The sequence below is a fragment of the Aromatoleum aromaticum EbN1 genome, assembly GCF_000025965.1.
Taxonomy (GTDB): domain Bacteria; phylum Pseudomonadota; class Gammaproteobacteria; order Burkholderiales; family Rhodocyclaceae; genus Aromatoleum; species Aromatoleum aromaticum.
In genome coordinates this window covers 2,292,972-2,311,369 of record NC_006513.1, presented here as the reverse complement: position 1 = coordinate 2,311,369, position 18,398 = coordinate 2,292,972, and the positions used below count along the sequence as shown (strand labels likewise).

The window sequence follows — 18,398 nt, the reverse complement described above, 5'->3', positions numbered from 1 at the left end:
GCCCTGGGCCTCTGCTATGCTGACGCTGGCATGAAACGCGCTCATCGCCGGCCTGAAAATCCCTCGCCCTGCATCGCGGCAGCGCTTGCTAACATCGCTCTGCCCTCATCGCTCACCTGCCCAGAACAAGAACCGGAGACCGCTTCATGACCTCATCGCCTACTGCCGGGCCCCGCGTCGGACTGTTCGCCACGTGTCTGATGAACCTGTTCCGCCCGAACGTCGGTTTTTCCGCGGTCAAGCTGCTCGAAGACGCGGGATGCAGCGTCGAGGTGCCGGCGAGCCAGACGTGCTGCGGCCAGCCCGGCTACAACAGCGGCGACTACGATGCGGCGCGTGCGCTGGCGCGGCAGGTCATCGAGGCATTCGAGCATTTCGACTACGTCGTCGGGCCGTCCGGCTCGTGCATGGCGACGATCCGCCACGACTACCCGGCGCTCTTCGCCGACGACCCGCAGTGGCTGCCGCGCGCCGAAGCGCTGTCGGGGAAGAGCTTCGAGCTGCTGTCGTTCCTCGCCGACGTGCGCGGCGCCGCAGTCACGCTCGATGCGCGCTACGCGGGCACCGCGACTTACCACGACTCGTGTTCGGGCCTGCGCGGGCTCGGCATCAAGGGCCAGCCGCGCGCGTTGCTCGGCGACGTCGACGGGCTCAAGCTCAGGGAGATGGAAGACGCCGAAGTGTGCTGCGGCTTCGGCGGCACGTTCTGCGTCAAATACCCGGAAATTTCCGAGAAAATGGTCGATGACAAAGTGCGCAACATCCTCGCCACCGGCGCCGACACGCTGCTCGGCGGCGATCTGGGCTGCCTGATGAACATCGCCGGGCGGCTGAAGCGCATCCACGCTCCGGTCAAGGTGTTCCACGCCGCCGAAGTGCTCGCCGGCTTCGCCGACGGGCCAGGTCTCGCCGACGCACCGAAGGAGTCGCGCTGATGCAGATCCGTTCGAACGAATTCAAGGAACGCTCGGTCTTCGCGATCCACGACGCGAACCTGCAGACCGCGCTCGGGCGCGCGCGCTACGGCTTCGTCGGCAAGCGCGCGCTGCAGGTCGCCGAGCTGCCGGAATTCGAGCAGCTGCGCGAGGAGGCGAAGAGCCTCAAGAACCATGTCCTCGACAATCTCGACCATTATCTCGAGCGCTACGAGCAGGCGGTCACGGCCGCCGGCGGGCGCGTGCACTGGGCGCGCGACGCGGCCGAGGCGCGCGAAATCATCCTCGGCATCTGCAAGCGGGTCGGCGCCAGGACGGTCACGAAAGGCAAGTCGATGGTGTCCGAGGAAATCGACCTCAACGACGCACTGATCGACAACGGCATGGAAGTCGTCGAGACCGATCTGGGCGAATACATCATCCAGCTCGCGCACGAGCCGCCGTCGCACATCATCGCGCCGGCGGTGCACAAGACGAAGGACCAGGTGTCGGACCTCTTCGAGGCGGCGCACGGCGGCCCGCGCAAGACGCAGATCCCCGAGCTCGTCGACGAGGCGCGCCGCGTGCTGCGCGACAAATACTTCCGCGCCGACGTCGGCATCACCGGCGGCAACTTCCTCGTCGCCGAGACCGGCTCGTCGATCATCGTCACCAACGAAGGCAACGGCGACCTGACGCAGACGCTGGCGAAAGTGCATATCGTCACCTCCGGCATCGAGCGCGTGGTGCCGACGTTGGACGACGCGACGCTGTTCCTGCGCCTCCTCGCGCGCAGCGCGACCGGCCAGGAGACCGAGACCTATACGACGATCTCGACCGGCCCACGCCGCGCCGACGACCTCGACGGGCCCGAGGAATACCACGTCGTGCTGGTCGACAACGGCCGCTCGAAGATGCTCGCCGGGCGCTTCCGCGACATGCTGCGCTGCATCCGCTGCGGCGCGTGCATGAACCACTGCCCGGTCTATGGCGCGGTGGGCGGTCACGCGTACGGCTGGGTCTACCCGGGGCCGATGGGCTCGGTGCTGACGCCGCTGATCAAGGGCCTCGACGCCGCGTACGACCTGCCGAACGCCTGCACGCTGAACGGCCGCTGCCAGTCGGTGTGCCCGGTCAAGATCCCGCTGCCGGAACTGCTGCGCGAGCTGCGCCACCTGCAGCACCAACAGAACATCACGCCGGTGATGCAGAAGCGCGCGCTCAATGTCTGGCGCTGGGTCGCGACGCGGCCGAAGCTGTACCACGCGATCGAGCAGGTCGCCGCGCGCGCGCTGTCGGCCCTCAGTCGCCGCGGCCGCATCCGCCGCCTGCCGCTCGCGGGCGGCTGGACCGACTCGCGCGACCTGCCGGCGCCGCCCGGACGCACTTTTCTCGAACTGTGGCAAGGAAAGCGAGGCCAGAAATGAACGCAAGAGAGAACGCAAGAGCGGCCATCCTCCAATCCGTCCGCGACGCGCTGCGGCGCGGTCCGCTCGACGCCACGCAGGTCGCCGCGCTCGACGCACGCGTGCCGCGGCACACCCGCCCGGCGCACGACGAAGACCTCGTCGCGCGCTTCATGCGCAAGTTCGAAAGCCGCGCCGGCACGGTCGAGCACGTCGCCTCCCGCGACGCGGTTCCCGCCGCGGTCGAAGCCTACCGGCTCGCGCACCGCCTGCCGCAGCGCGCCGCAGTGGGCGCCGCGCTGAAGGATCTCGCGTGGCCCGAGGGCTGGCTGATCCATCATGAAGCAGCCGGCATCACCGAGGCGCTCGCGGTGTCACCCGCGTTGTGCGGCATCGCCGAGACCGGCAGCCTGATGCTCGCGTCGGGTCCGGACAGCCCGACGACGCACAACTTCGTCCCCGACGACCACGTCGTCGTGCTCGAAACCGCTCGCATCGTCGACCACTTCGAGGACGCCTGGACCGAGCTGCGCGCCCGCCCGCAAGGCATGCCGCGCGCGACGAACCTCATCTCCGGCCCGTCGCGCACCGCCGACGTCGAGCAGACGATCCAGCTCGGCGCGCACGGCCCGCGCCGCGTGCATGTGATCCTCGTCGGCTGAGCCATACCCATATTCACTTACAACTCCACGCCAACCTTTCGTCTGCGGCTCGCGTTTAATTGGCAAGAGGATCCCGGTGCGACACGCGCCGGCTGCTCGTATCCGGCCCAACAAGGAGACAGCCATGAAATCGCACACGCTCAAACTGCTCGCCGCACTCGTCGCCGGCGGCGCAATGCTCACCGCGTTACCGGCCTACGCCGACCGCGGCGACCACCGCGAATGGCGTGACCATGACCGCGAATGGCGCGACCACGACCGCGGCCACCGCCACGGTCACTACAAGAAGCACTGGAAGCACGACCACGAGCGTGTCGTGATCCGCGAACGCATCGTCGAGCGCCGTCCGGTCGTGCGCGAATACCGCTACTACGAGCGCGAGCGTCCGTCGTACTACGTGCCGCCGGCACCGGTGTATTCGCGCGACCCCGCTGTAGTCATCGGCGTCAGCATCCCGCCGATCGTCATCCCGATCCGCTGAGCGCTCAGCCAGTCTCGGCACCTGCCGCCGGTCGCGGCGGTTGCGTCCCGCGGACGGCAACTGCCCCCGGCCCGGCGAGCAGTGCGCCCAATCGCTCCCAATCGAAAAACGGCCCCGGATCGGTCTTGCGCCCCGGCGCGATGTCCGAATGTCCGACGACCTCCTCGATCGGGTAATGCGCACAGAGCGTGCGCACGAGAGCCGCGAGCCGCTCGTACTGCGCCGCCTCGAACGGCAGCGTGTCGCAGCCTTCGAGCTCGATGCCGAGCGAAAAATCGTTGCACCGCTTGCGCCCGCGCCAGTTCGACGCCCCGGCGTGCCACGCGCGCCTGTCCGCCGACACGAACTGCATCAGCCGCCCGTCGCGCGCGATGAAGAAATGCGCCGACACGCGCAGGGCGCGGATCGTCGCGTAATACGGATGCGCCGCCGGGTCGAGCGCGTTCGTGAACAGCTGCCAAACTCCTGGCCCGCCGAACTCGTCCGGCGGCAGGCTGATCGCATGCACGACGACGAGCGATACGCCGCAGCCTTCGGGCCGCCGGTCGAAATTCGGCGACACGCAGCGCTCGGTACCGGTGAGCCAGCCGTCGGCGAAAACCGGCAGCGCATCTCGCGCCCCGCGCTCGTCCGGCACCTCGGGGCGCCCGGCTTCAGTACTCGACGTCATGGTTCCCGACCTTCACGGGGATGCGTTCCCGCTCCCCAAGTTTTCCCTGCAAAACGTGCAGAACCTGTTTTCATTATCCGACCTCTGCCCTCTCCGTCGCCCCTCGAGTTTCAAAAGAGCGAAAGCGTGCCGCCCGCGCCGGGCAATTGACAGCAGAATTGCCGCTCCAATATAGTTGCCTTAGTTTACTATTATTCAAGGCAACCATCTGCGCCATGCAGGGCTTTTTCAGATACTACCTGTCGCTGTACCGGCCCGTGATCCAGGCCCTGAACCAGCTGCTCCATCCGTATGACTTGTCCCATTCACTGTGGCAGGTGATGTTCTATCTGCACGAGCACAAGCAGGCTTCACTCGTGGAAATTTCCGCTTATTACGGCATCGAAAAGCCCGGCATCACCCGTCGCGTGCAGCGTCTGGAGGAGCTGGGGTATCTGACGAGTGCGCCCGGCAATGACCGTCGCGAGAAATCGATTGCCCTGACTGCCGAAGGGCAGCGCATCTACTCGGAGTGCCGCCAGCAGATCACGGCGCTGGAGCAACGTGTCACCGCCGGCATCGCCACCGAGCAGCTGGAACAGACAGTGACGGTCTTCCAGCAGTTGCTCGGCAACATCAAATAGCGTTCCCCCGGGCTCATCATGCAACCGACAAAACTCTGGACCCGCGACTTCGTGATCGTTTTTGCGGTCAATTTTTTTCTGGCCCTGGTGTTTTACATGCTGATCGTCGTGATCGGCGCGCATGCGATGCAGGAATACGGTTCCTCGCTCAGCCAGGCAGGACTGGTCGCCGGGATTTTCGTCATCGGCACCTTGCTCGGGCGGCTGATCATCGGCCAGTTCGTCGACGCATTGGGCCGGAAGAAAACGATGGTCATCGGCATGATCGCCTTCACGATCACCAGCGGCCTGTATTTCCTCAGCGATTCCATAGCCACGCTGATTGCCGTGCGTTTCGTGCACGGCCTCGCGCTCGGCGTGGCCAGCACGGCCGCCGGCACTGCTGTGGCCCATATCATCCCCCGCGACCGCAGGGCGGAGGGCATCAGTTACTACAGCCTCAGCACGACGCTGTCTGCGGCAATCGGTCCGTTCCTCGGAGTGTGGCTGCTGCAGCACACGAACTTCAACTGGATATTCGCCGCTTGCATCGCCGTCGCGATCCTCGGGCTGCTTGCGGCGATGTGGGCGCAGGTGCCGGAAGGGGCATCGCATGCAGGCCTCAGGGGATTCCAGTTCTCGTTGGCCAATCTGGTCGAGGCCCGCGCGGTTCCGATCTCCGTCGTCACCTTCCTGTACGGCCTGTGCTATGCGAGCGTGCTGGCCTTCATCAATGGGTACGCCGTCGAGCTGAATCTCGTCACCGCGGCGAGTTTCTTCTTCATCGTGTATTCGGCAGTGGTGCTTTTGTCGCGCCCCCTGACGGGACGGCTGCTGGACCGGAAAGGCTCGAACATGGTGGTGTTCCCGTCCTGCCTGCTCCTCGCTCTCGGCCTGGTCGTGCTCGCCAATGTCCAGACCGGCATGGGGTTGCTGGTGGCGGCGGTATTGATCGGCATCGGGTTCGGCAACCTGCAATCCGCACTCTATGCCGTCGCCGTCAAAGTGGTCGCGCCGCAGCGCATGGGTCTGGCGACATCGACTTTCTATATTTCGATGGATGCGAGTCTGGGCTTCGGCCCGTACCTCCTTGGCCTGGCGATCTCGGAAATAGGCTACCGCAGCCTGTACGGCAGCATGGCAGCGCTCGCCGTCCTGGGCATGCCCGTGTTTTATCTGCTGCATGGCCGGCACGTGGCCCGGTTGCGTGCCCGCGACGCGCTGGCTGCGTCGGCGAAATCGGAGTGACGGAAACGCGTCGACACGCGCAAGGTCGCCGATCGCTCACCCTCTGACTTTCCGCAATCAGACCCACCCGCGACGCTGCGCTTCAACGTCCATCGCGTCGGCTGCGCCGATCAACACCGGAACGAACCGGTGGCCGGACTGCAATGCGTCCGACAGGACGAGCATGTCCTCTACGTACTCGTGGACCATCTGGTTCCTGAGCTTTCGAATGCTGATCCATTCGTTGGTAGACTCGATAAAACCCAAACGCTCCGCGCGATCCAGGTTATCGATCGCGGCGCCCGGCTTTTCTTCGAGGGCGGCAAGAATCTGCGGCAGCAACTTGTCGCCGAGCGTGTCCTGAAGCCGGGCAAAGCGTCCTACGAAAGCATCCACCCGTTCCGCAAGGTCCGGATCGGTCGCGAGCTGCCGTGCGCGGTCCGGCGTGAATGGCTGATCAAAAAGACGACGGTCGGTCGTCGCGAGATGGGCACATTCGCGGCGCACCACGCGGACGAGGAACTGCAGTCGAAGCAAACGCCCAGCATCGATCGTCATAACCTCTGCCCCGTTTTCGACGCGAGTTCATGGATCGGCAAACGAGCGAGGTTCGGCGCGCCGATCAGCACGTCGACGCGGCGATCGTCCAGCGCCCGGGACACGCGGGCGGCGAGCCTTGCAGCGAGCAATGCCGGTTCATCGACCGGCGTCGGTACTTCGAGAAAAAGGTCAACGTCGCCCCCCCGCGCTGCATCGTCGAGCCGCGAGCCGAAAAGGCGGACGCTGGCAGACGGCCCGGCCAGTTCCGCAGTCAATTGCCGAATCGCAGCGGCTTGAGTGTCGGTGAGTCGCATGGTGGGAATTATAGGTGCCGGTTGCGCCGCGCGGGGGACAAGGAGCAGGATACGGATCGCTTCCAAACTGTGGTCAGTCCGTCCCCTATTTCTGTCCTACTGTCGTCCCCTGTTTCTCGCCCCGCATCCGGGCAAGCGCAGCCTGTAATGGTGGCAATTCCCGCTTCACGACCTGCCAGACGCTATCGACATCGACGCCAAGATAGTCATGCACGAGGATGTTCCGGAACCCCGAGATTGCGCGCCACGGCACCTGGGATTCCCCAGCCTTTATGACCTCGCTGAGTCGCTGACTCGATTCCGCCAGCGTCTGGAGGTTACGGATGACGGCATCCTGGATGAGGCGGGAAGACCGGAACTTGCCCTCGTCGCCCTCGACATACTCGTCGATCCGGGCAATGCACTCGAGCATATGCGCCAGATAAACCCGGTCGGCGTCAGGGCCGGGTTTCAAGATGCGGCCTCAAATCGCCCGTGCCTCGCGCAACACGCGAGCGCGGATCGCCGGGTGGAGTGACGCCGGAGTCACGATATCGACCCGCCTCCCGAGAAGGTCCTGCGCATCCATGAGGAGCGCTCCGAGCGTGAATCCCGAGATATCCGGTGTCGTCTCTACCAGCAGATCGACATCGCTTTCCACATCCGCTTCGTCCCGGGCCATCGAGCCGAAGACCTTGATCGAACGTACGCCGTAGCGTCGTGCAAGCGCGCGAAGCTCCTCGCGGTGGGTTTCGATGACAGGATGCATGATCAGCTCGTATTGCTCGGTTCGTGGAAGCAGAAATGACACCAAGGAAAGTCTAGCAGTGAATTCGCCGTGCCTGCCTCTCCCGTTTTCACCGCCCGCGCGCTCCCCCCCCCCGCTCCGTCGTCGAGCCGCGAGCCGAAAAGGTGGCCGCTGGCAGATGGGCCGGCCAGTTCCGCAGTCAATTGCCGAATCGTCGTCGCTTGAGTGTCGGTGAGTCGCATGCTGGAAATTATAGGTGCCGGTTGCGCCGCGCGGAGGACAGGGAGCACGGGCCGGACATGGATCGCTTCCAAGTTGTGGTCCGTCCCCCCGGTTTCCGTCGCGATTCTTGTTTTTGTCATTTTTTGACAATCCGGCACGTCCTCTCGTCACACCTTGACGCTCCGGAGCGGTTTTTCGGAGGCATGCCCCTGTAATTCCGGCCTCAGGTTTTCTGGCACGGCCATTGCGTTACCCCTGCCAAGCGGGCTTTCCGCTGGTTAAAGGGGAACATCATGAAGAAGGTTCAACAGGGTTTCACGCTGATCGAACTGATGATTGTCGTCGCGATCATCGGTATTCTGGCTGCGGTGGCGATTCCAGCGTACACCGACTATACGGCTCGAGCAAAGGTTACGGAAGCTGTCGGTGCTTTGGCGGCCGCGAAAACGTCGGTTTCCGAATACTACATCTCGGAAGCTGTAATGCCAGCCGACGCGACCGCTGCCGGTATCAATACCGGAGCACTGGGCAGTTATGTAAATGGCGTTGCGTATACGAAGACGAGCGATACAGTAGGAGTAATCGAAGTCACGCTTACATCCGGCATAACCACGGATCTGAATGGGAAGAAGTTCAAGATGACTGGCACCGGTAGCGCTCAGGGAGTGGCATGGGTTTGTGCTACAACCGATGCGCCCGCTAAGTATCTCCCCGCAAGCTGCCGTTAAAAAAGTCAGAAAAAAGGGGTAAGACTCGATTTCCTGACCTGGCAACATCGAAGAAGACCGCTCCGGCGGTCTTCTTCGTTTTCCGCCTCTCTCTCGAAGCCCCCGGGAAACTTGGCCTGACCACGTTTTCGTTCTAGACTTAGTCTCATAGCTCAACCATTAAACGGAGTGCCCGATGCCGGTTGTGGTCAACGTCCATGAAGCCAAGACGCACTTTTCCCGATTGCTCGAACAGGCCCATGCAGGGCAGGAAATCATCCTGGCCAAGGCGGGAAAGCCGTATGCGCGACTAATGCCCTTGGCTCCGGCAACTTCGGCCCGCCGGCCGGGACGCCTCGCGGGACGCATCGGGGACGAATTCTTCGAGCCGCTGCCCGACAGCGAACTCGACGCGTGGGAAGGGCGATGAGATATCTGCTCGATACCCACGCTCTGCTGTGGTGGTTCACCGACGACCCGCGACTGTCGCCGATTGCACGCGAGGCGATCGCGGACGACGCGAACGCGGTCCTCGTCAGCGCAGCGAGCGCATGGGAAATCGCTACCAAACATCGCCTCGGCAAGTTGAACGAAGCGGCCGACGCGGTCCGCCGTTTCGACGAACTGGTTGCGGCCGACGGATTCCAGCATCTACCCGTGTGTCATTTTCACGCCCTCAAGGCGGGCAGTTACCCGGTCGAACACCGCGACCCGTTCGACCGGATGCTCGCGGCACAGAGCGAGTTGGAGTCCGTGCCGCTGATAACCTGCGACCCGGCTTTCGCCTTGTTCGGCACTGCGACGCTCTGGTAACGAACTTCACGGCGCACTCACTCCCCCCGCAACCCGCCGCCGCAATTCCCGCAGCCGCGCCTTGACCCGCGCCGCATTGTCCGGCCCCATGCGCACCAGGATCTTCTGCCCGGCCGACAGCCGTTCGAGTTCGGGGTCGGCAAACTGGTAGAGGACTTTCGGCTGGACGACGCGCAGCGGCCCGGCGGGTTCGGGCGTCGCGAGCAGGTGGTCGAGGACTGCGACGAGGCGGTCGTTGAAGTACCCCTGCGGATAGCCGAGTTCCTGGTACGCCTGCTGGAAAAGCGGATAGAAGCGCGCGTAGAGCGCCGTGAGATAGCGGATGTCGACGGCTTCGACGAGCGAGACATACGGGGCGTAGCGTGCCCGGTTGTCTTCACTGATCACCCGATCGTCGCCGTCGCCGCTGACGAGCAGTCTGCCTTCGACGGATTTGACCGGCGACAGGCGCCGCGCGAAGCGCTCGCGGGGCAGGTTATCGACGGTGACGACGACGCGGCGGATGACGTCCTGAAGCAGCAGCAGGTCCGGTCGGGCGCCTGCGGCGAGAAGTGCGTCGAGCGAGGCGCTGACGACGGCATCGCTTTCGTCCAGCGCCGGCAGCGGCCCGGCATCGGGCACTTCGGCGGCGGGGTCGATGACAGCTTCGATCGGGTATTGGACCGACGGCTCGGCGGTGATCGGTGCGGGCGCGGACGGCTCTTCGACCCCGACCTGCGGATCGGGCTGCGGAGCCGTTCCCCGCAGGGCGAAATATCCGGCCACGGCGGCCAGCGCGACCACTGCGGCAAGTCCCCAGCTTTTCGATGCGTTCATGGAATCCCCCTGTCGTTGCCTGGACGTGGGGTGTGATCCGGCGCCGGCGAATCCGTTCCATACGTGTTCCGTACGCCCGTTTTCCGTTACTCCATCCCCCACTTCTGCAGCCGGTAGCGCAGCTGGCGCAGCGTCATGCCGAGCCGGCGCGCGGCTTCAGAACGGTTCCAACGGGTGTCGTCGAGCATGCGCAGCACGCGCAGGCGCTCGTCGTCGCCGTCGCCGTCGCGCTCGTCGTCGGAGTGATCGCCGAAGTCGAAGCGCAGCGGCTCGCCGATGCCTGTCGTCGGGTACAGCCTGACGTCGTCGACGCCGATCTCGTCGCCGTCGCACAGCGCGCACGCGCGTTCGAGAAGATTTTCGAGCTCGCGCACGTTGCCCGGAAAAGCGTGCTGCTGGAGTTCGGCTGCGGCGCCTGCGCTCAGGCGACGAGGCGCACCGCCTTCGCGCTCGGCGAGCCGGGCGAGGATGTGCGCGGCAAGCTCCGGGATGTCTTCGGGGCGTTCGCGCAGCGGCGGCACACGCAGCGTGATGACGTTGATGCGGAAGTACAGGTCCTGGCGAAACTTGCCTGCAGCGACGAGCTGCGCGAGGTCGCGGTGCGACGCCGACAGGATGCGCACATCGACCGACTCCTCGGCGTGCGCGCCGACCGGGCGCACTGCGCGTTCCTGGATCGCGCGCAGCAGCTTCACCTGCATCGCCAGCGGCAGGTCGGCTACTTCGTCGAGAAACAGCGTGCCGCCGCGCGCCGCCTGGAACAGGCCATCCTTGTCCGACACCGCGCCGGTGAAGCTGCCTTTGCGGTGGCCGAAGAACTCGCTTTCCATCAGCTCCGGCGAGATCGCGCCGCAGTTGACCGGCACGAACGGGCCGGCGGCGCGCGGGCCGAGCTCGTGGATCAGGCGCGCGGTGACTTCCTTGCCAGTGCCGGATTCCCCGTGGATAAACACCGGCGCCTGGTTGCGCGCGAGCTTTTCGACCTGCACGCGCAACTGCGCGAGCGCCGCGGAGCACCCGATCAGGCTGCGGCCGCTCGCGACGGCAGGGGCGACCCTGGCCGGCTGCGCAAGCCGGAGAGCGTGACTGACGAGTTCGCGCAGCGCCTTCAGCTCAACAGGCTTCGTGACGAAGTCGAAAGCGCCGGCCTTGAGCGCGCGGATCGCGGTTTCGATGCTGCCGTAGGCGGTGACGACCGCGACCGGCAGGCCTGGCTGCTGGGTCTGGATGTGGGCAACGAGCTCGATGCCGTCGCCATCGGGCAGGCGCATGTCCGTGAGGCACAGCCGATAAGCCCGGTCGCCGAGCAGCCGGCACGCATCGGCGATCGTGCCGACAGTGTCGCATCCGAGGCCCATGCGCATCAGCGACAGCTCGAGCACTTCGCGGATGTCTTCCTCGTCGTCGACGACGAGGACGTCGATGCGGGGGCGTTGGCGTCGTTCGGGGTGGTTCATGGCTGGGTACGTCCAGTGAGCACGAAGTGGGCGCCGGGGGCGTTGTCCGCGAGCTCGAGCGTCGCGCCGTTCGCTTCGGCGAGTTCGCGCGCGATATAAAGCCCGAGGCCGGTGCCTTTCGGATGGGTCGTGAAGAAAGGTTCGAAGACGCGCAGCCGCTCGGCGGCGTCGATACCGGGCCCGTCGTCGAGCACGTGGAGCGCCGTGCGCCCGCCCGCATCGACAGCGAACACGCGTACCGAGCCGGGCTTGCCGGAGCAATAGCGCCGCGCGTTCGCGACGAGGTTGTCGAGGATCTGGTGCAGATGCGCGCGGTCGATGCCGAGCGTCGCGCGCGCCGGGATTTCGACGCGGAAAACGTCCCGTCCCGCCGCGCCGCCGAGTGTCGATTCCTCGATCAGCGAGGCGACGAAAGGCGCGAGGATGAGCGCCTCGGGCAGCGCTTCCTCGCGCCGGCCGAGCGCCAGCACGTCGCGCACCATGCGCTCGATGCGTCGCGCATTGTCGTTGATGATGCGCACCAGCCGGACCTGGACGTCGGCGCGCTTTTCCTCGGTCAGCAGCTCGGCCGCCTGCATCACCGCGGACAGCGGGTTGCGGATCTCGTGCGCCATGCTCGCCGTCAGGCGCCCCAGCGCGGCGAGCTTCATCTGCTGCATGCGCTGCAGGATCTCTTCGAAATCGGTCAGATAGACCAGCGTGGCGCCTTCGCCTCCGCCGCCTTCGCCATCTTCCCCGGCGCCGACGGCGCGGCAGCGCAGCAACTTGCCGGACGCGCGCATCCGCTGCAGCGCGCCGTCTGCGCTCGCGCAGCGGACGCGGAAATCGGAAAAGCTCTCGTCGAGTTCGGCGAGCAGCCGGCCTTCGAGCGAATCGACGCCGAGCAGCAGCGCGGCGCTCGGGTTGGCCTGGCGCACCCGGCCGTCGGCGCCGAGCACCAATACGCCGTCCTGCATGTCGCGGATGATGCGTTCATTGACGGCCTGCTGCTTCGCCAGCGCTACGCCGCGCAGCGTCGCGAGCGACTCGTTGGCTTTCGCGCGCAGCGCGAGCAGGCGCGCGACGATCGCGATGCCGAAGAAGCCGATGCAGACGAAACCGACCTGCAGGAAATCCGCCGAGGAGCGTCCGCTGAAAAACCGCCAGCTGTTCTCGGCGAGCACGACGACGGTCGCGAGCGACGCAAAGAACAGCACCGCGCGCCCCTGCGCGACCAGCCCGGCGCCGGCGAGGATCACCATCATCAGCACCGGGATGCCGCTGCGGTAGCCGCCGCTCGCCCACATGATCGTCGCGAGCACGGCGATGTCGATGACGACCTGCAGCATGATCAGCCGATCGAGGCCGATGCGCCGCGCAGCGTCCGGGAACCCCAGCGTCAGGACGGCGGCGATATAGGCGAACGCGACCGCGACGAGGACTTTCGGCGCTTCATGACCGAGCTGCAGCTCGCTGCCGGCGACGAGGAACAGCCCGGCGATGACGAGCCGGAAAAAGTTCAGGTAGCGCAGCGGAACCCAGCGCGACGGGTCCAGGTCCGGATCGGGGAATGCCGCCACAGCCATCGGGCGCACGCGCCGTCAGCGCCGCACGCCGAGGCGCCGGTGTTCCTCGCAGCAGAAAAACCCGTTGTCGTCGTGCACGCCTTCGCTCTCCGGCACATGCACGCCGCACTGGTCGCACGCGAGCATCGGTTCGGGCGCGTTCTTCGGTCCGCCCCGCCGGCCGCCGCCCGCACGCGCATCGCCTCCACGGGGCTTGCTCAACGCGCGGCGCACCCACCAGATGACGACGAGGACGAGAATGAAGATGAGCAGGTTTCGCACGAGCGGATCTATCAGGAACGAAGCGCGGCGAGTTTAGCACGCAGCCCGCGCTACACCCGGCACAGCCGCTCGCAGGCTGCGGCGAGCGTCGCCTCGTTCTTGGCGAAACAGAAGCGGATCACGCGCTCGTCGCGACCGTCGGCGAAGAACGCGGAGACCGGAATCGCGGCGACGCCGCTGTCGCGCGTCAGGCGTTCGACGAAAGCGGTGTCGGGCTCGTCGCAGATCGCGCGATAACGGGCGAGCTGGAAATACGTGCCGGCCGACGGCAGCAGTTCGAAGCGCGAGCCGCCGAGCGCGGTGCGGAAGAAATCGCGCTTGGCCTGGTAGAACGCGGCGAGCCCTTCGTGTCGCGACGCGTCCGCCATGTAATCGGCGAGCGCGAGCTGCACCGGCGTGTTGACCGTGAACACGTTGAACTGGTGCACCTTGCGGAACTCGGCCATCAGCTCGCGCGGCGCGACGACGTAGCCGACTTTCCAGCCGGTGATGTGATACGTCTTGCCGAAGCTGGACACGATGACGCTGCGCGCCGCGAGTTCGGCGTCGCGCGCGCAACTCTCGTGCCGCGTGCCGTCGAAGACGATGTGCTCATAGACTTCGTCGGACACGATGACGATGCCGGTGCCGCGCGTCAGCGCCGCAAGGTGCGCCAGGTCGTCGGCCGACCACACCGTCGCGGTCGGGTTGTGCGGGCTGTTGATCATGATCATGCGCGTGCGTGGCGTGATCGCGGCCGCGACCGCGTCCCAGTCGGGCCGGTAGTCCGGGGCGGCCAGCTGCAGCCGCACGACGCGTCCGCCCTGCAGTTCGATCGCCGGCGCGTACGAGTCGTACACCGGCTCGAACACGATGACTTCGTCACCCGGATGCACGAGCGCCGCGACCGCGGTGAAAAGCGCCTGCGTCGCCCCCGCAGTGACCGTGATCTCGGTTTCGGCATCGTACGCAGTGCCATACAGTGCCGCGACCTTGTGCGCGATCGCTTCCCGCAGCGGCGCCACGCCCGCAAGCGGCGCGTACTGGTTGAATCCGGCCCGCATCCAGTGCGCGACGCGCTCGAACAGCACGTCGTCGGCGTTGAAGTCGGGGAAGCCCTGCGACAGGTTGATCGCGCCGCATTCCTGCGCGAGACGGGACATCACCGTGAAGATCGTCGTGCCGACCTGCGGCAGGCGGGAGTCGATGCGGGCGGGGAAAGTGGGCATGGCAGGCGGCGCGCGCGAGAACTGGACCGCCGCATTCTGGCAGATGGCGCGAGAACGACCAATGAGGGGCCCAATACCGGGTCAACGCGGCAGCCCGTGCACGGCGCTGCCGTCGCGAAGCGTTAAAATGCGCCTCATGCCTACCCATCCGATTTTCACTCAACCCGTGCCGACGCTGGCTCGCGACGGTGACGCGATCGTGGTCCTCGACCAGACGCGGCTGCCGTTTCGCACCGAACAGCGCCGGTTGGCCACGCTCGCCGCGGTCGCCACCGCGATTCAGTCGATGGAAGTGCGCGGCGCGCCGCTGATCGGCGCGACTGCGGCGTTCGGCGTCGCGATCGCGCTGGGCAGCGACACGAGCGACGCGCAGCTCGACATCGCGCTGAAGACGCTCGCCGCGACGCGCCCGACCGCCGTCAACCTGCACTGGGCGCTCGGGCGCATGGAGGCGCGGCTGCGCCCGCTGCCCGCTTCGGCGCGGCTCGACGCGGCGTGGGCCGAAGCCGAGACGATCCGCGCCGGCGACGCCGAGACCTGTGCCGCGATCGGCGCCCACGGCGTCGCGCTGCTCGAAGCCGTCGTCGCGCGGCGCAACGGGCTTGTGCGCGTCATGACCCACTGCAACGCCGGCTGGCTCGCGACCTGCGGCGCCGGCACCGCGCTCGCGCCGGTCTACGCGGCCCATGCTCTTGGCATCGCCGTGCATGTGTGGGTCAGCGAAACGCGCCCGCGCAACCAGGGGCTGCTGACCGCGTGGGAACTGCGCGAGGCGGGCGTGCCGCACAGCGTGATCGCGGACAACGCCGCAGGAATTCTGCTCGCGCGCGGCGAAGTCGACCTCGTGATCACCGGCGCCGACCGCGTCGCGGCGAACGGCGACTCGGCGAACAAGGTCGGGACGTACCTGAAAGCGCTCGCAGCGCGCGAACACGGCGTGCCGTTCCACATCGCCGCGCCGCTGTCGACGATCGACTTCGCCTGCCCGGACGGCACCGCGATCCCGATCGAAGACCGGGGCCCGGCCGAAGTGCGCAGCGTGCAGGGCGTTGCCGCCGACGGCAGCGTGCAGAACGTCGCGCTCGTGCCGGACACCACCGGCGCCGCGAACCCGGCGTTCGACGTGACGCCTGCCCGCCTGATCACGAGCATCATCACCGAGCGTGGAGCGAGCCACCCGGGCCGGCTGCGCGACCTGTTCCCGGAGGCACCATGAGCCCGCCGGACACCCAGGGCGCGGACCTGCGCGCCGAGCTCCTCGCGACCGCGCTGGCGACGAGTGCGGCGCGCCTGAACACCGGCAGCTCGGGCAATGCGAGCGTGCGCACGCGCGGCGGCATGCTGATCACGCCGAGCGGGCTTGCGCCCGAATCATGCGGTGCCGACGACATGGTCGCCATGGTGGCCGGGGCCGCCGACGGCACGCCGACCGGGCGGCTCGCGCCGTCGAGCGAATGGCGGCTGCACCATGACCTCTACGCGCTGCGACCTGAAGCCGGCGCGATCATCCACGCACACGCGCCGTTCGCGACCGCGCTGGCGTGCCAGCGGCTCGAGATCCCGCCGTTCCACTACATGATCGCGCGCTTCGGCGGCCCTACCGTGCGCTGCGCCGCGTATGCGACGTTCGGCACGCAGGCGCTGTCGGACAACATCTCGGTGGCGATGGAAGGACGCAGCGCGTGCCTGATGGCGAACCACGGCATGCTCGTGTTCGGCCGCAACCTCGCCAACGCGCTCGCGCTCGCGCTCGAGTTCGAGAGCCTGTGCGAGCAATACTGGCGCACGCGGCAGCTCGGCGAACCGGTGCTGCTGTCGAACGAAGAGATGCAAGAAGTCGTCGAGCGCTTCCGCTGGTACGGCAGGCCCGCGGAACAGCAGCCGTAGGGCGGGAAACGAAGTTTCGGCGCAGCCAAAAGCGCAGCGCCTTCCGCCAACGGGCGCGGGCACGGGCACGGCGGATAACGCCTGCGGCCCATCCGCCCTTGTATCTACGGTCGCTGCGCCGAAGTCGCCGTCACCCTCACGTCACGCTCGCGAGGTCGCTTCGAGCACCCGCAGGAGCGCGGACGTGTCGTCCCGCGCGCCACCGCCCGCCATCAGCGCGTTCAACTGCTGCCACACCTGCGCAGCGATCGGCAGCGGCGCACCGAGCCTTGCCGCTTCGCCCATGAGGATGCCGAAATCCTTGTGATGCAGCCGCGATTCGATGCCGGCGGCGAAGTCTCGCCGCACCATCCGCTCGCCCATCACTTCCAGCACCCGGGACGCCGCCGAACCGCCGAGCAGCGCGCTGCGAACTGCCGCGACATCGACGCCGTGCGCGTTCGCCAGATGCATCGCTTCGGCGCAGGCTTCGATCGCGGCGACCATGATCATCTGGTTGCACGCTTTCGCGACCTGCCCGGCGCCGCTGCCGCCGACATGCACAATAGTCCGCCCGAGGCACGCGAGCAGCGGACTCAGCCGTTCGAGCACGTCGGCACTGCCGCCGACCATGATCGCGAGCGTCGCGTCCTGTGCCCCCTGCGCGCCGCCGGATACCGGGGCATCGAGCATCGCTGCGCCGCGCGCCTCTAAAGCTGCCGCGATGCGACGCGCGCTGGCCGGAGCGATCGTGCTCATGTCGACATGCACCCAGCCGGGCCGTGCGCCGTGGATCAAGCCTTCCGCGCCGAGCGCGAGCTGCTCGACGTCCGCGCTTGCGGTGACGACGGTGAACGCGACCTCGGTCGCCGCGGCGAGCGCAGCCGGACTGTCGTGCACGACTGCATCGCTGCCCGCGAACGGCGCGACGCTCTGCGGCCGTCGCGCCCACAGGTGCAGGCGGTGGCCGGCCTGCTGCAGGTGCCGCGCCATCGGCAGGCCCATGACGCCGAGGCCGACGAAACCCACATCCATCATTCGCCCTCCCGCCCGCTCTCGCCGCCGCTCATGTGTTCGAGGAGCTTCAGCATCGCCACCGAATCGTCGTCGCCGAGCCCGCTGCCGACCATCGCGTTGAACATCTGCGCAGTCGCTGCCGCCGACGGCAGCGCGAGGCCGAGGCGGTGCGCCTCTTCCATGACGATGCGCATGTCCTTCTGGTGCATCCACGCCTTGAAGCCCGGCTTGAAGTTGCGCTCCAGCATCCGCTGGCCGTGGTTTTCGAGGATGCGCGAATAGGCGAAGCCGCCGAGCAGCGCTTCGCGCACTTTCGCCGCATCGACGCCGCTCTTGTGCGCGAAGTTCATCGCTTCGGCGACGGCCGCGACGCCGACACCAGTGAGAATCTGGTTGCACGCTTTCGCGACCTGCCCGGCGCCGACGGCGCCGATCAGCGACACCGTGCGACCCATCGCGTCGAACAGCGGCTTCACCCGCTCGAACGCCGCGGCGTCGCCGCCGACCATGATCGTCAGCGTCGCGCCAACCGCGCCGACTTCGCCGCCGGACACCGGCGCGTCGAGCATCGCGATGCCGCGCTCGGCGAGCCGCGCCGCGATCGCCTGCGCCGCGCCGGGCGCGATCGTGCTCATGTCGACGAACACGAGGCCGCGCCGCGCCCCATCGGCGACGCCCTGCGGACCGAGCGCGACCTCTTCGACGTCGGGTGCGTCGGCGACGATGCTGATGACGATTTCGGCGCGCGACGCCACGCCGGCCGCGCTCGCGCAGTCGCCCGCGCCGGCGTCGAGCAGCGGCTGCATCGATTCGCGGCGCCGGCTCCAGACGTGCACGCGGTGACCGGCGCGGATCAGGTTCAGCGCCATGGGACGGCCCATCAGGCCGAGTCCGATAAATCCGACTTCCATTCTCTTGTGCTC

Annotated in this window: 23 protein-coding genes; 11 read left to right on the top strand and 12 right to left on the bottom strand. The window is 66.9% G+C overall.

Annotation, left to right across the window (positions count from 1 at the left end):
- The first annotated feature begins 146 nt into the window (after positions 1-146).
- The 4 genes from EBN1_RS11045 (at position 147) to EBN1_RS11030 (ending at position 3,463) form a co-directional block, all read left to right on the top strand.
- Positions 147-935 carry a (Fe-S)-binding protein gene (locus EBN1_RS11045; RefSeq protein ID WP_011238036.1) on the top strand — a complete coding sequence of 263 codons (789 nt, stop codon included), beginning with the start codon at positions 147-149 and terminating at the stop codon, positions 933-935.
- Positions 935-2,341, top strand: coding sequence for a LutB/LldF family L-lactate oxidation iron-sulfur protein (locus tag EBN1_RS11040; protein WP_011238035.1), 1,407 nt, complete (start codon positions 935-937; stop codon positions 2,339-2,341). Before EBN1_RS11045 ends, EBN1_RS11040 begins: the two co-directional genes overlap by 1 nt.
- Positions 2,338-2,982, top strand: coding sequence for a LutC/YkgG family protein (locus tag EBN1_RS11035; protein ID WP_011238034.1), 645 nt, complete (start codon positions 2,338-2,340; stop codon positions 2,980-2,982). The genes EBN1_RS11040 and EBN1_RS11035 overlap by 4 nt, the downstream gene beginning before the upstream one ends.
- 124 nt (positions 2,983-3,106) lie before the next feature.
- Positions 3,107-3,463 (top strand): hypothetical protein, encoded by a 357-nt coding sequence (locus tag EBN1_RS11030; RefSeq protein ID WP_011238033.1) that lies wholly within the window; start codon positions 3,107-3,109, stop codon positions 3,461-3,463.
- Between the two features lie 4 nt (positions 3,464-3,467).
- On the opposite strand, the gene ampD is transcribed toward EBN1_RS11030, so the two are convergent.
- Positions 3,468-4,133 carry a 1,6-anhydro-N-acetylmuramyl-L-alanine amidase AmpD gene (ampD, locus tag EBN1_RS11025; RefSeq protein ID WP_011238032.1) on the bottom strand — a complete coding sequence of 222 codons (666 nt, stop codon included), beginning with the start codon at positions 4,131-4,133 and terminating at the stop codon, positions 3,468-3,470.
- Positions 4,134-4,348: 215 nt separating this feature from the next.
- Between ampD and EBN1_RS11020 the strand changes: the two genes are divergently transcribed.
- Entirely contained in the window at positions 4,349-4,756 is a 408-nt protein-coding gene (locus tag EBN1_RS11020; protein WP_041646230.1) for a MarR family winged helix-turn-helix transcriptional regulator, read from the top strand.
- An 18-nt stretch (positions 4,757-4,774) separates the two neighbouring features.
- A complete protein-coding gene (locus tag EBN1_RS11015) occupies positions 4,775-5,983 on the top strand; it encodes an MFS transporter (protein WP_011238030.1) in 1,209 nt (402 codons plus the stop codon).
- Positions 5,984-6,040: 57 nt separating this feature from the next.
- On the opposite strand, the gene EBN1_RS11010 is transcribed toward EBN1_RS11015, so the two are convergent.
- The 4 genes from EBN1_RS11010 to EBN1_RS10995 are packed head-to-tail and all read right to left on the bottom strand — an operon-like array spanning position 6,041 to position 7,564.
- Complete coding sequence (locus tag EBN1_RS11010) at positions 6,041-6,472, bottom strand: hypothetical protein (RefSeq protein ID WP_197531811.1); 432 nt, start codon at positions 6,470-6,472, stop codon at positions 6,041-6,043.
- A gap of 44 nt (positions 6,473-6,516) precedes the next feature.
- The gene (locus EBN1_RS11005) at positions 6,517-6,882 is read right to left on the bottom strand and encodes a nucleotidyltransferase family protein (RefSeq protein ID WP_197531810.1); all 366 of its coding nucleotides are present in this window, start codon (positions 6,880-6,882) and stop codon (positions 6,517-6,519) included.
- A gap of 19 nt (positions 6,883-6,901) precedes the next feature.
- Positions 6,902-7,270 carry a HepT-like ribonuclease domain-containing protein gene (locus EBN1_RS11000; RefSeq protein ID WP_011238028.1) on the bottom strand — a complete coding sequence of 123 codons (369 nt, stop codon included), beginning with the start codon at positions 7,268-7,270 and terminating at the stop codon, positions 6,902-6,904.
- Between the two features lie 9 nt (positions 7,271-7,279).
- On the bottom strand, positions 7,280-7,564 hold the full coding sequence (locus EBN1_RS10995) for a nucleotidyltransferase family protein (protein ID WP_041646225.1): 285 nt from the start codon (positions 7,562-7,564) through the stop codon (positions 7,280-7,282).
- A 494-nt stretch (positions 7,565-8,058) separates the two neighbouring features.
- Between EBN1_RS10995 and EBN1_RS10990 the strand changes: the two genes are divergently transcribed.
- The 3 genes from EBN1_RS10990 to EBN1_RS10980 all read left to right on the top strand — a co-directional run bounded on the left by EBN1_RS10990 (position 8,059) and on the right by EBN1_RS10980 (position 9,285).
- Positions 8,059-8,493, top strand: coding sequence for a pilin (locus EBN1_RS10990; RefSeq protein ID WP_011238026.1), 435 nt, complete (start codon positions 8,059-8,061; stop codon positions 8,491-8,493).
- 175 nt (positions 8,494-8,668) lie between these two features.
- Complete coding sequence (locus EBN1_RS10985; RefSeq protein ID WP_041646219.1) at positions 8,669-8,902, top strand: type II toxin-antitoxin system Phd/YefM family antitoxin; 234 nt, start codon at positions 8,669-8,671, stop codon at positions 8,900-8,902.
- Positions 8,899-9,285, top strand: coding sequence for a type II toxin-antitoxin system VapC family toxin (locus EBN1_RS10980; RefSeq protein WP_041646217.1), 387 nt, complete (start codon positions 8,899-8,901; stop codon positions 9,283-9,285). Before EBN1_RS10985 ends, EBN1_RS10980 begins: the two co-directional genes overlap by 4 nt.
- 6 nt (positions 9,286-9,291) lie before the next feature.
- On the opposite strand, the gene EBN1_RS10975 is transcribed toward EBN1_RS10980, so the two are convergent.
- From EBN1_RS10975 to EBN1_RS10955, 5 genes are all read right to left on the bottom strand, one after another.
- A complete protein-coding gene (locus tag EBN1_RS10975; protein WP_011238024.1) occupies positions 9,292-10,101 on the bottom strand; it encodes a DUF3014 domain-containing protein in 810 nt (269 codons plus the stop codon).
- A gap of 86 nt (positions 10,102-10,187) precedes the next feature.
- The gene (locus EBN1_RS10970) at positions 10,188-11,558 is read right to left on the bottom strand and encodes a sigma-54-dependent transcriptional regulator (protein WP_011238023.1); all 1,371 of its coding nucleotides are present in this window, start codon (positions 11,556-11,558) and stop codon (positions 10,188-10,190) included.
- Entirely contained in the window at positions 11,555-13,123 is a 1,569-nt protein-coding gene (locus EBN1_RS10965) for a sensor histidine kinase (protein ID WP_011238022.1), read from the bottom strand. Before EBN1_RS10965 ends, EBN1_RS10970 begins: the two co-directional genes overlap by 4 nt.
- A gap of 15 nt (positions 13,124-13,138) precedes the next feature.
- A complete protein-coding gene (locus tag EBN1_RS10960; RefSeq protein ID WP_041646214.1) occupies positions 13,139-13,384 on the bottom strand; it encodes a PP0621 family protein in 246 nt (81 codons plus the stop codon).
- Between the two features lie 50 nt (positions 13,385-13,434).
- Positions 13,435-14,592: a pyridoxal phosphate-dependent aminotransferase gene (locus EBN1_RS10955; protein ID WP_011238020.1), complete on the bottom strand. Its 1,158-nt coding sequence runs from the start codon at positions 14,590-14,592 to the stop codon at positions 13,435-13,437.
- Positions 14,593-14,719: 127 nt separating this feature from the next.
- Here EBN1_RS10955 and mtnA point away from each other — a divergent pair, with 127 nt between their 5' ends.
- Positions 14,720-15,808 carry an S-methyl-5-thioribose-1-phosphate isomerase gene (gene mtnA, locus EBN1_RS10950; protein ID WP_011238019.1) on the top strand — a complete coding sequence of 363 codons (1,089 nt, stop codon included), beginning with the start codon at positions 14,720-14,722 and terminating at the stop codon, positions 15,806-15,808.
- Positions 15,805-16,479 carry a class II aldolase/adducin family protein gene (locus tag EBN1_RS10945; protein WP_011238018.1) on the top strand — a complete coding sequence of 225 codons (675 nt, stop codon included), beginning with the start codon at positions 15,805-15,807 and terminating at the stop codon, positions 16,477-16,479. Before mtnA ends, EBN1_RS10945 begins: the two co-directional genes overlap by 4 nt.
- Before the next feature lie 141 nt (positions 16,480-16,620).
- Here EBN1_RS10945 and EBN1_RS10940 read toward each other — a convergent pair whose 3' ends face one another.
- Entirely contained in the window at positions 16,621-17,493 is an 873-nt protein-coding gene (locus tag EBN1_RS10940; RefSeq protein ID WP_041646212.1) for an NAD(P)-dependent oxidoreductase, read from the bottom strand.
- On the bottom strand, positions 17,493-18,386 hold the full coding sequence (locus EBN1_RS10935; protein WP_011238016.1) for a 2-hydroxy-3-oxopropionate reductase: 894 nt from the start codon (positions 18,384-18,386) through the stop codon (positions 17,493-17,495). The genes EBN1_RS10940 and EBN1_RS10935 overlap by 1 nt, the downstream gene beginning before the upstream one ends.
- Positions 18,387-18,398 lie beyond the last annotated feature (12 nt).

What these genes read in the sequence shown, in the direction of transcription:
- EBN1_RS11040 (WP_011238035.1), top strand. Translation starts at nt 935, where the DNA reads ATGCAGATCCGTTCGAACGAATTCAAGGAACGCTCGGTCTTCGCGATC.
- EBN1_RS11030 (WP_011238033.1), top strand. Translation starts at nt 3,107, where the DNA reads ATGAAATCGCACACGCTCAAACTGCTCGCCGCACTCGTCGCCGGCGGC.
- EBN1_RS10990 (WP_011238026.1), top strand. Translation starts at nt 8,059, where the DNA reads ATGAAGAAGGTTCAACAGGGTTTCACGCTGATCGAACTGATGATTGTC.
- EBN1_RS10940 (WP_041646212.1), bottom strand. Translation starts at nt 17,493, where the DNA reads ATGGATGTGGGTTTCGTCGGCCTCGGCGTCATGGGCCTGCCGATGGCG.
- mtnA (WP_011238019.1), top strand. Translation starts at nt 14,720, where the DNA reads ATGCGCCTCATGCCTACCCATCCGATTTTCACTCAACCCGTGCCGACG.
- EBN1_RS10975 (WP_011238024.1), bottom strand. Translation starts at nt 10,101, where the DNA reads ATGAACGCATCGAAAAGCTGGGGACTTGCCGCAGTGGTCGCGCTGGCC.
- EBN1_RS11035 (WP_011238034.1), top strand. Translation starts at nt 2,338, where the DNA reads ATGAACGCAAGAGAGAACGCAAGAGCGGCCATCCTCCAATCCGTCCGC.
- EBN1_RS10955 (WP_011238020.1), bottom strand. Translation starts at nt 14,592, where the DNA reads ATGCCCACTTTCCCCGCCCGCATCGACTCCCGCCTGCCGCAGGTCGGC.
- EBN1_RS10965 (WP_011238022.1), bottom strand. Translation starts at nt 13,123, where the DNA reads ATGGCTGTGGCGGCATTCCCCGATCCGGACCTGGACCCGTCGCGCTGG.
- EBN1_RS10995 (WP_041646225.1), bottom strand. Translation starts at nt 7,564, where the DNA reads ATGCATCCTGTCATCGAAACCCACCGCGAGGAGCTTCGCGCGCTTGCA.
- EBN1_RS10935 (WP_011238016.1), bottom strand. Translation starts at nt 18,386, where the DNA reads ATGGAAGTCGGATTTATCGGACTCGGCCTGATGGGCCGTCCCATGGCG.
- EBN1_RS10985 (WP_041646219.1), top strand. Translation starts at nt 8,669, where the DNA reads ATGCCGGTTGTGGTCAACGTCCATGAAGCCAAGACGCACTTTTCCCGA.
- EBN1_RS11015 (WP_011238030.1), top strand. Translation starts at nt 4,775, where the DNA reads ATGCAACCGACAAAACTCTGGACCCGCGACTTCGTGATCGTTTTTGCG.
- EBN1_RS10980 (WP_041646217.1), top strand. Translation starts at nt 8,899, where the DNA reads ATGAGATATCTGCTCGATACCCACGCTCTGCTGTGGTGGTTCACCGAC.
- EBN1_RS11045 (WP_011238036.1), top strand. Translation starts at nt 147, where the DNA reads ATGACCTCATCGCCTACTGCCGGGCCCCGCGTCGGACTGTTCGCCACG.
- EBN1_RS10945 (WP_011238018.1), top strand. Translation starts at nt 15,805, where the DNA reads ATGAGCCCGCCGGACACCCAGGGCGCGGACCTGCGCGCCGAGCTCCTC.
- EBN1_RS10970 (WP_011238023.1), bottom strand. Translation starts at nt 11,558, where the DNA reads ATGAACCACCCCGAACGACGCCAACGCCCCCGCATCGACGTCCTCGTC.
- ampD (WP_011238032.1), bottom strand. Translation starts at nt 4,133, where the DNA reads ATGACGTCGAGTACTGAAGCCGGGCGCCCCGAGGTGCCGGACGAGCGC.
- EBN1_RS11020 (WP_041646230.1), top strand. Translation starts at nt 4,349, where the DNA reads ATGCAGGGCTTTTTCAGATACTACCTGTCGCTGTACCGGCCCGTGATC.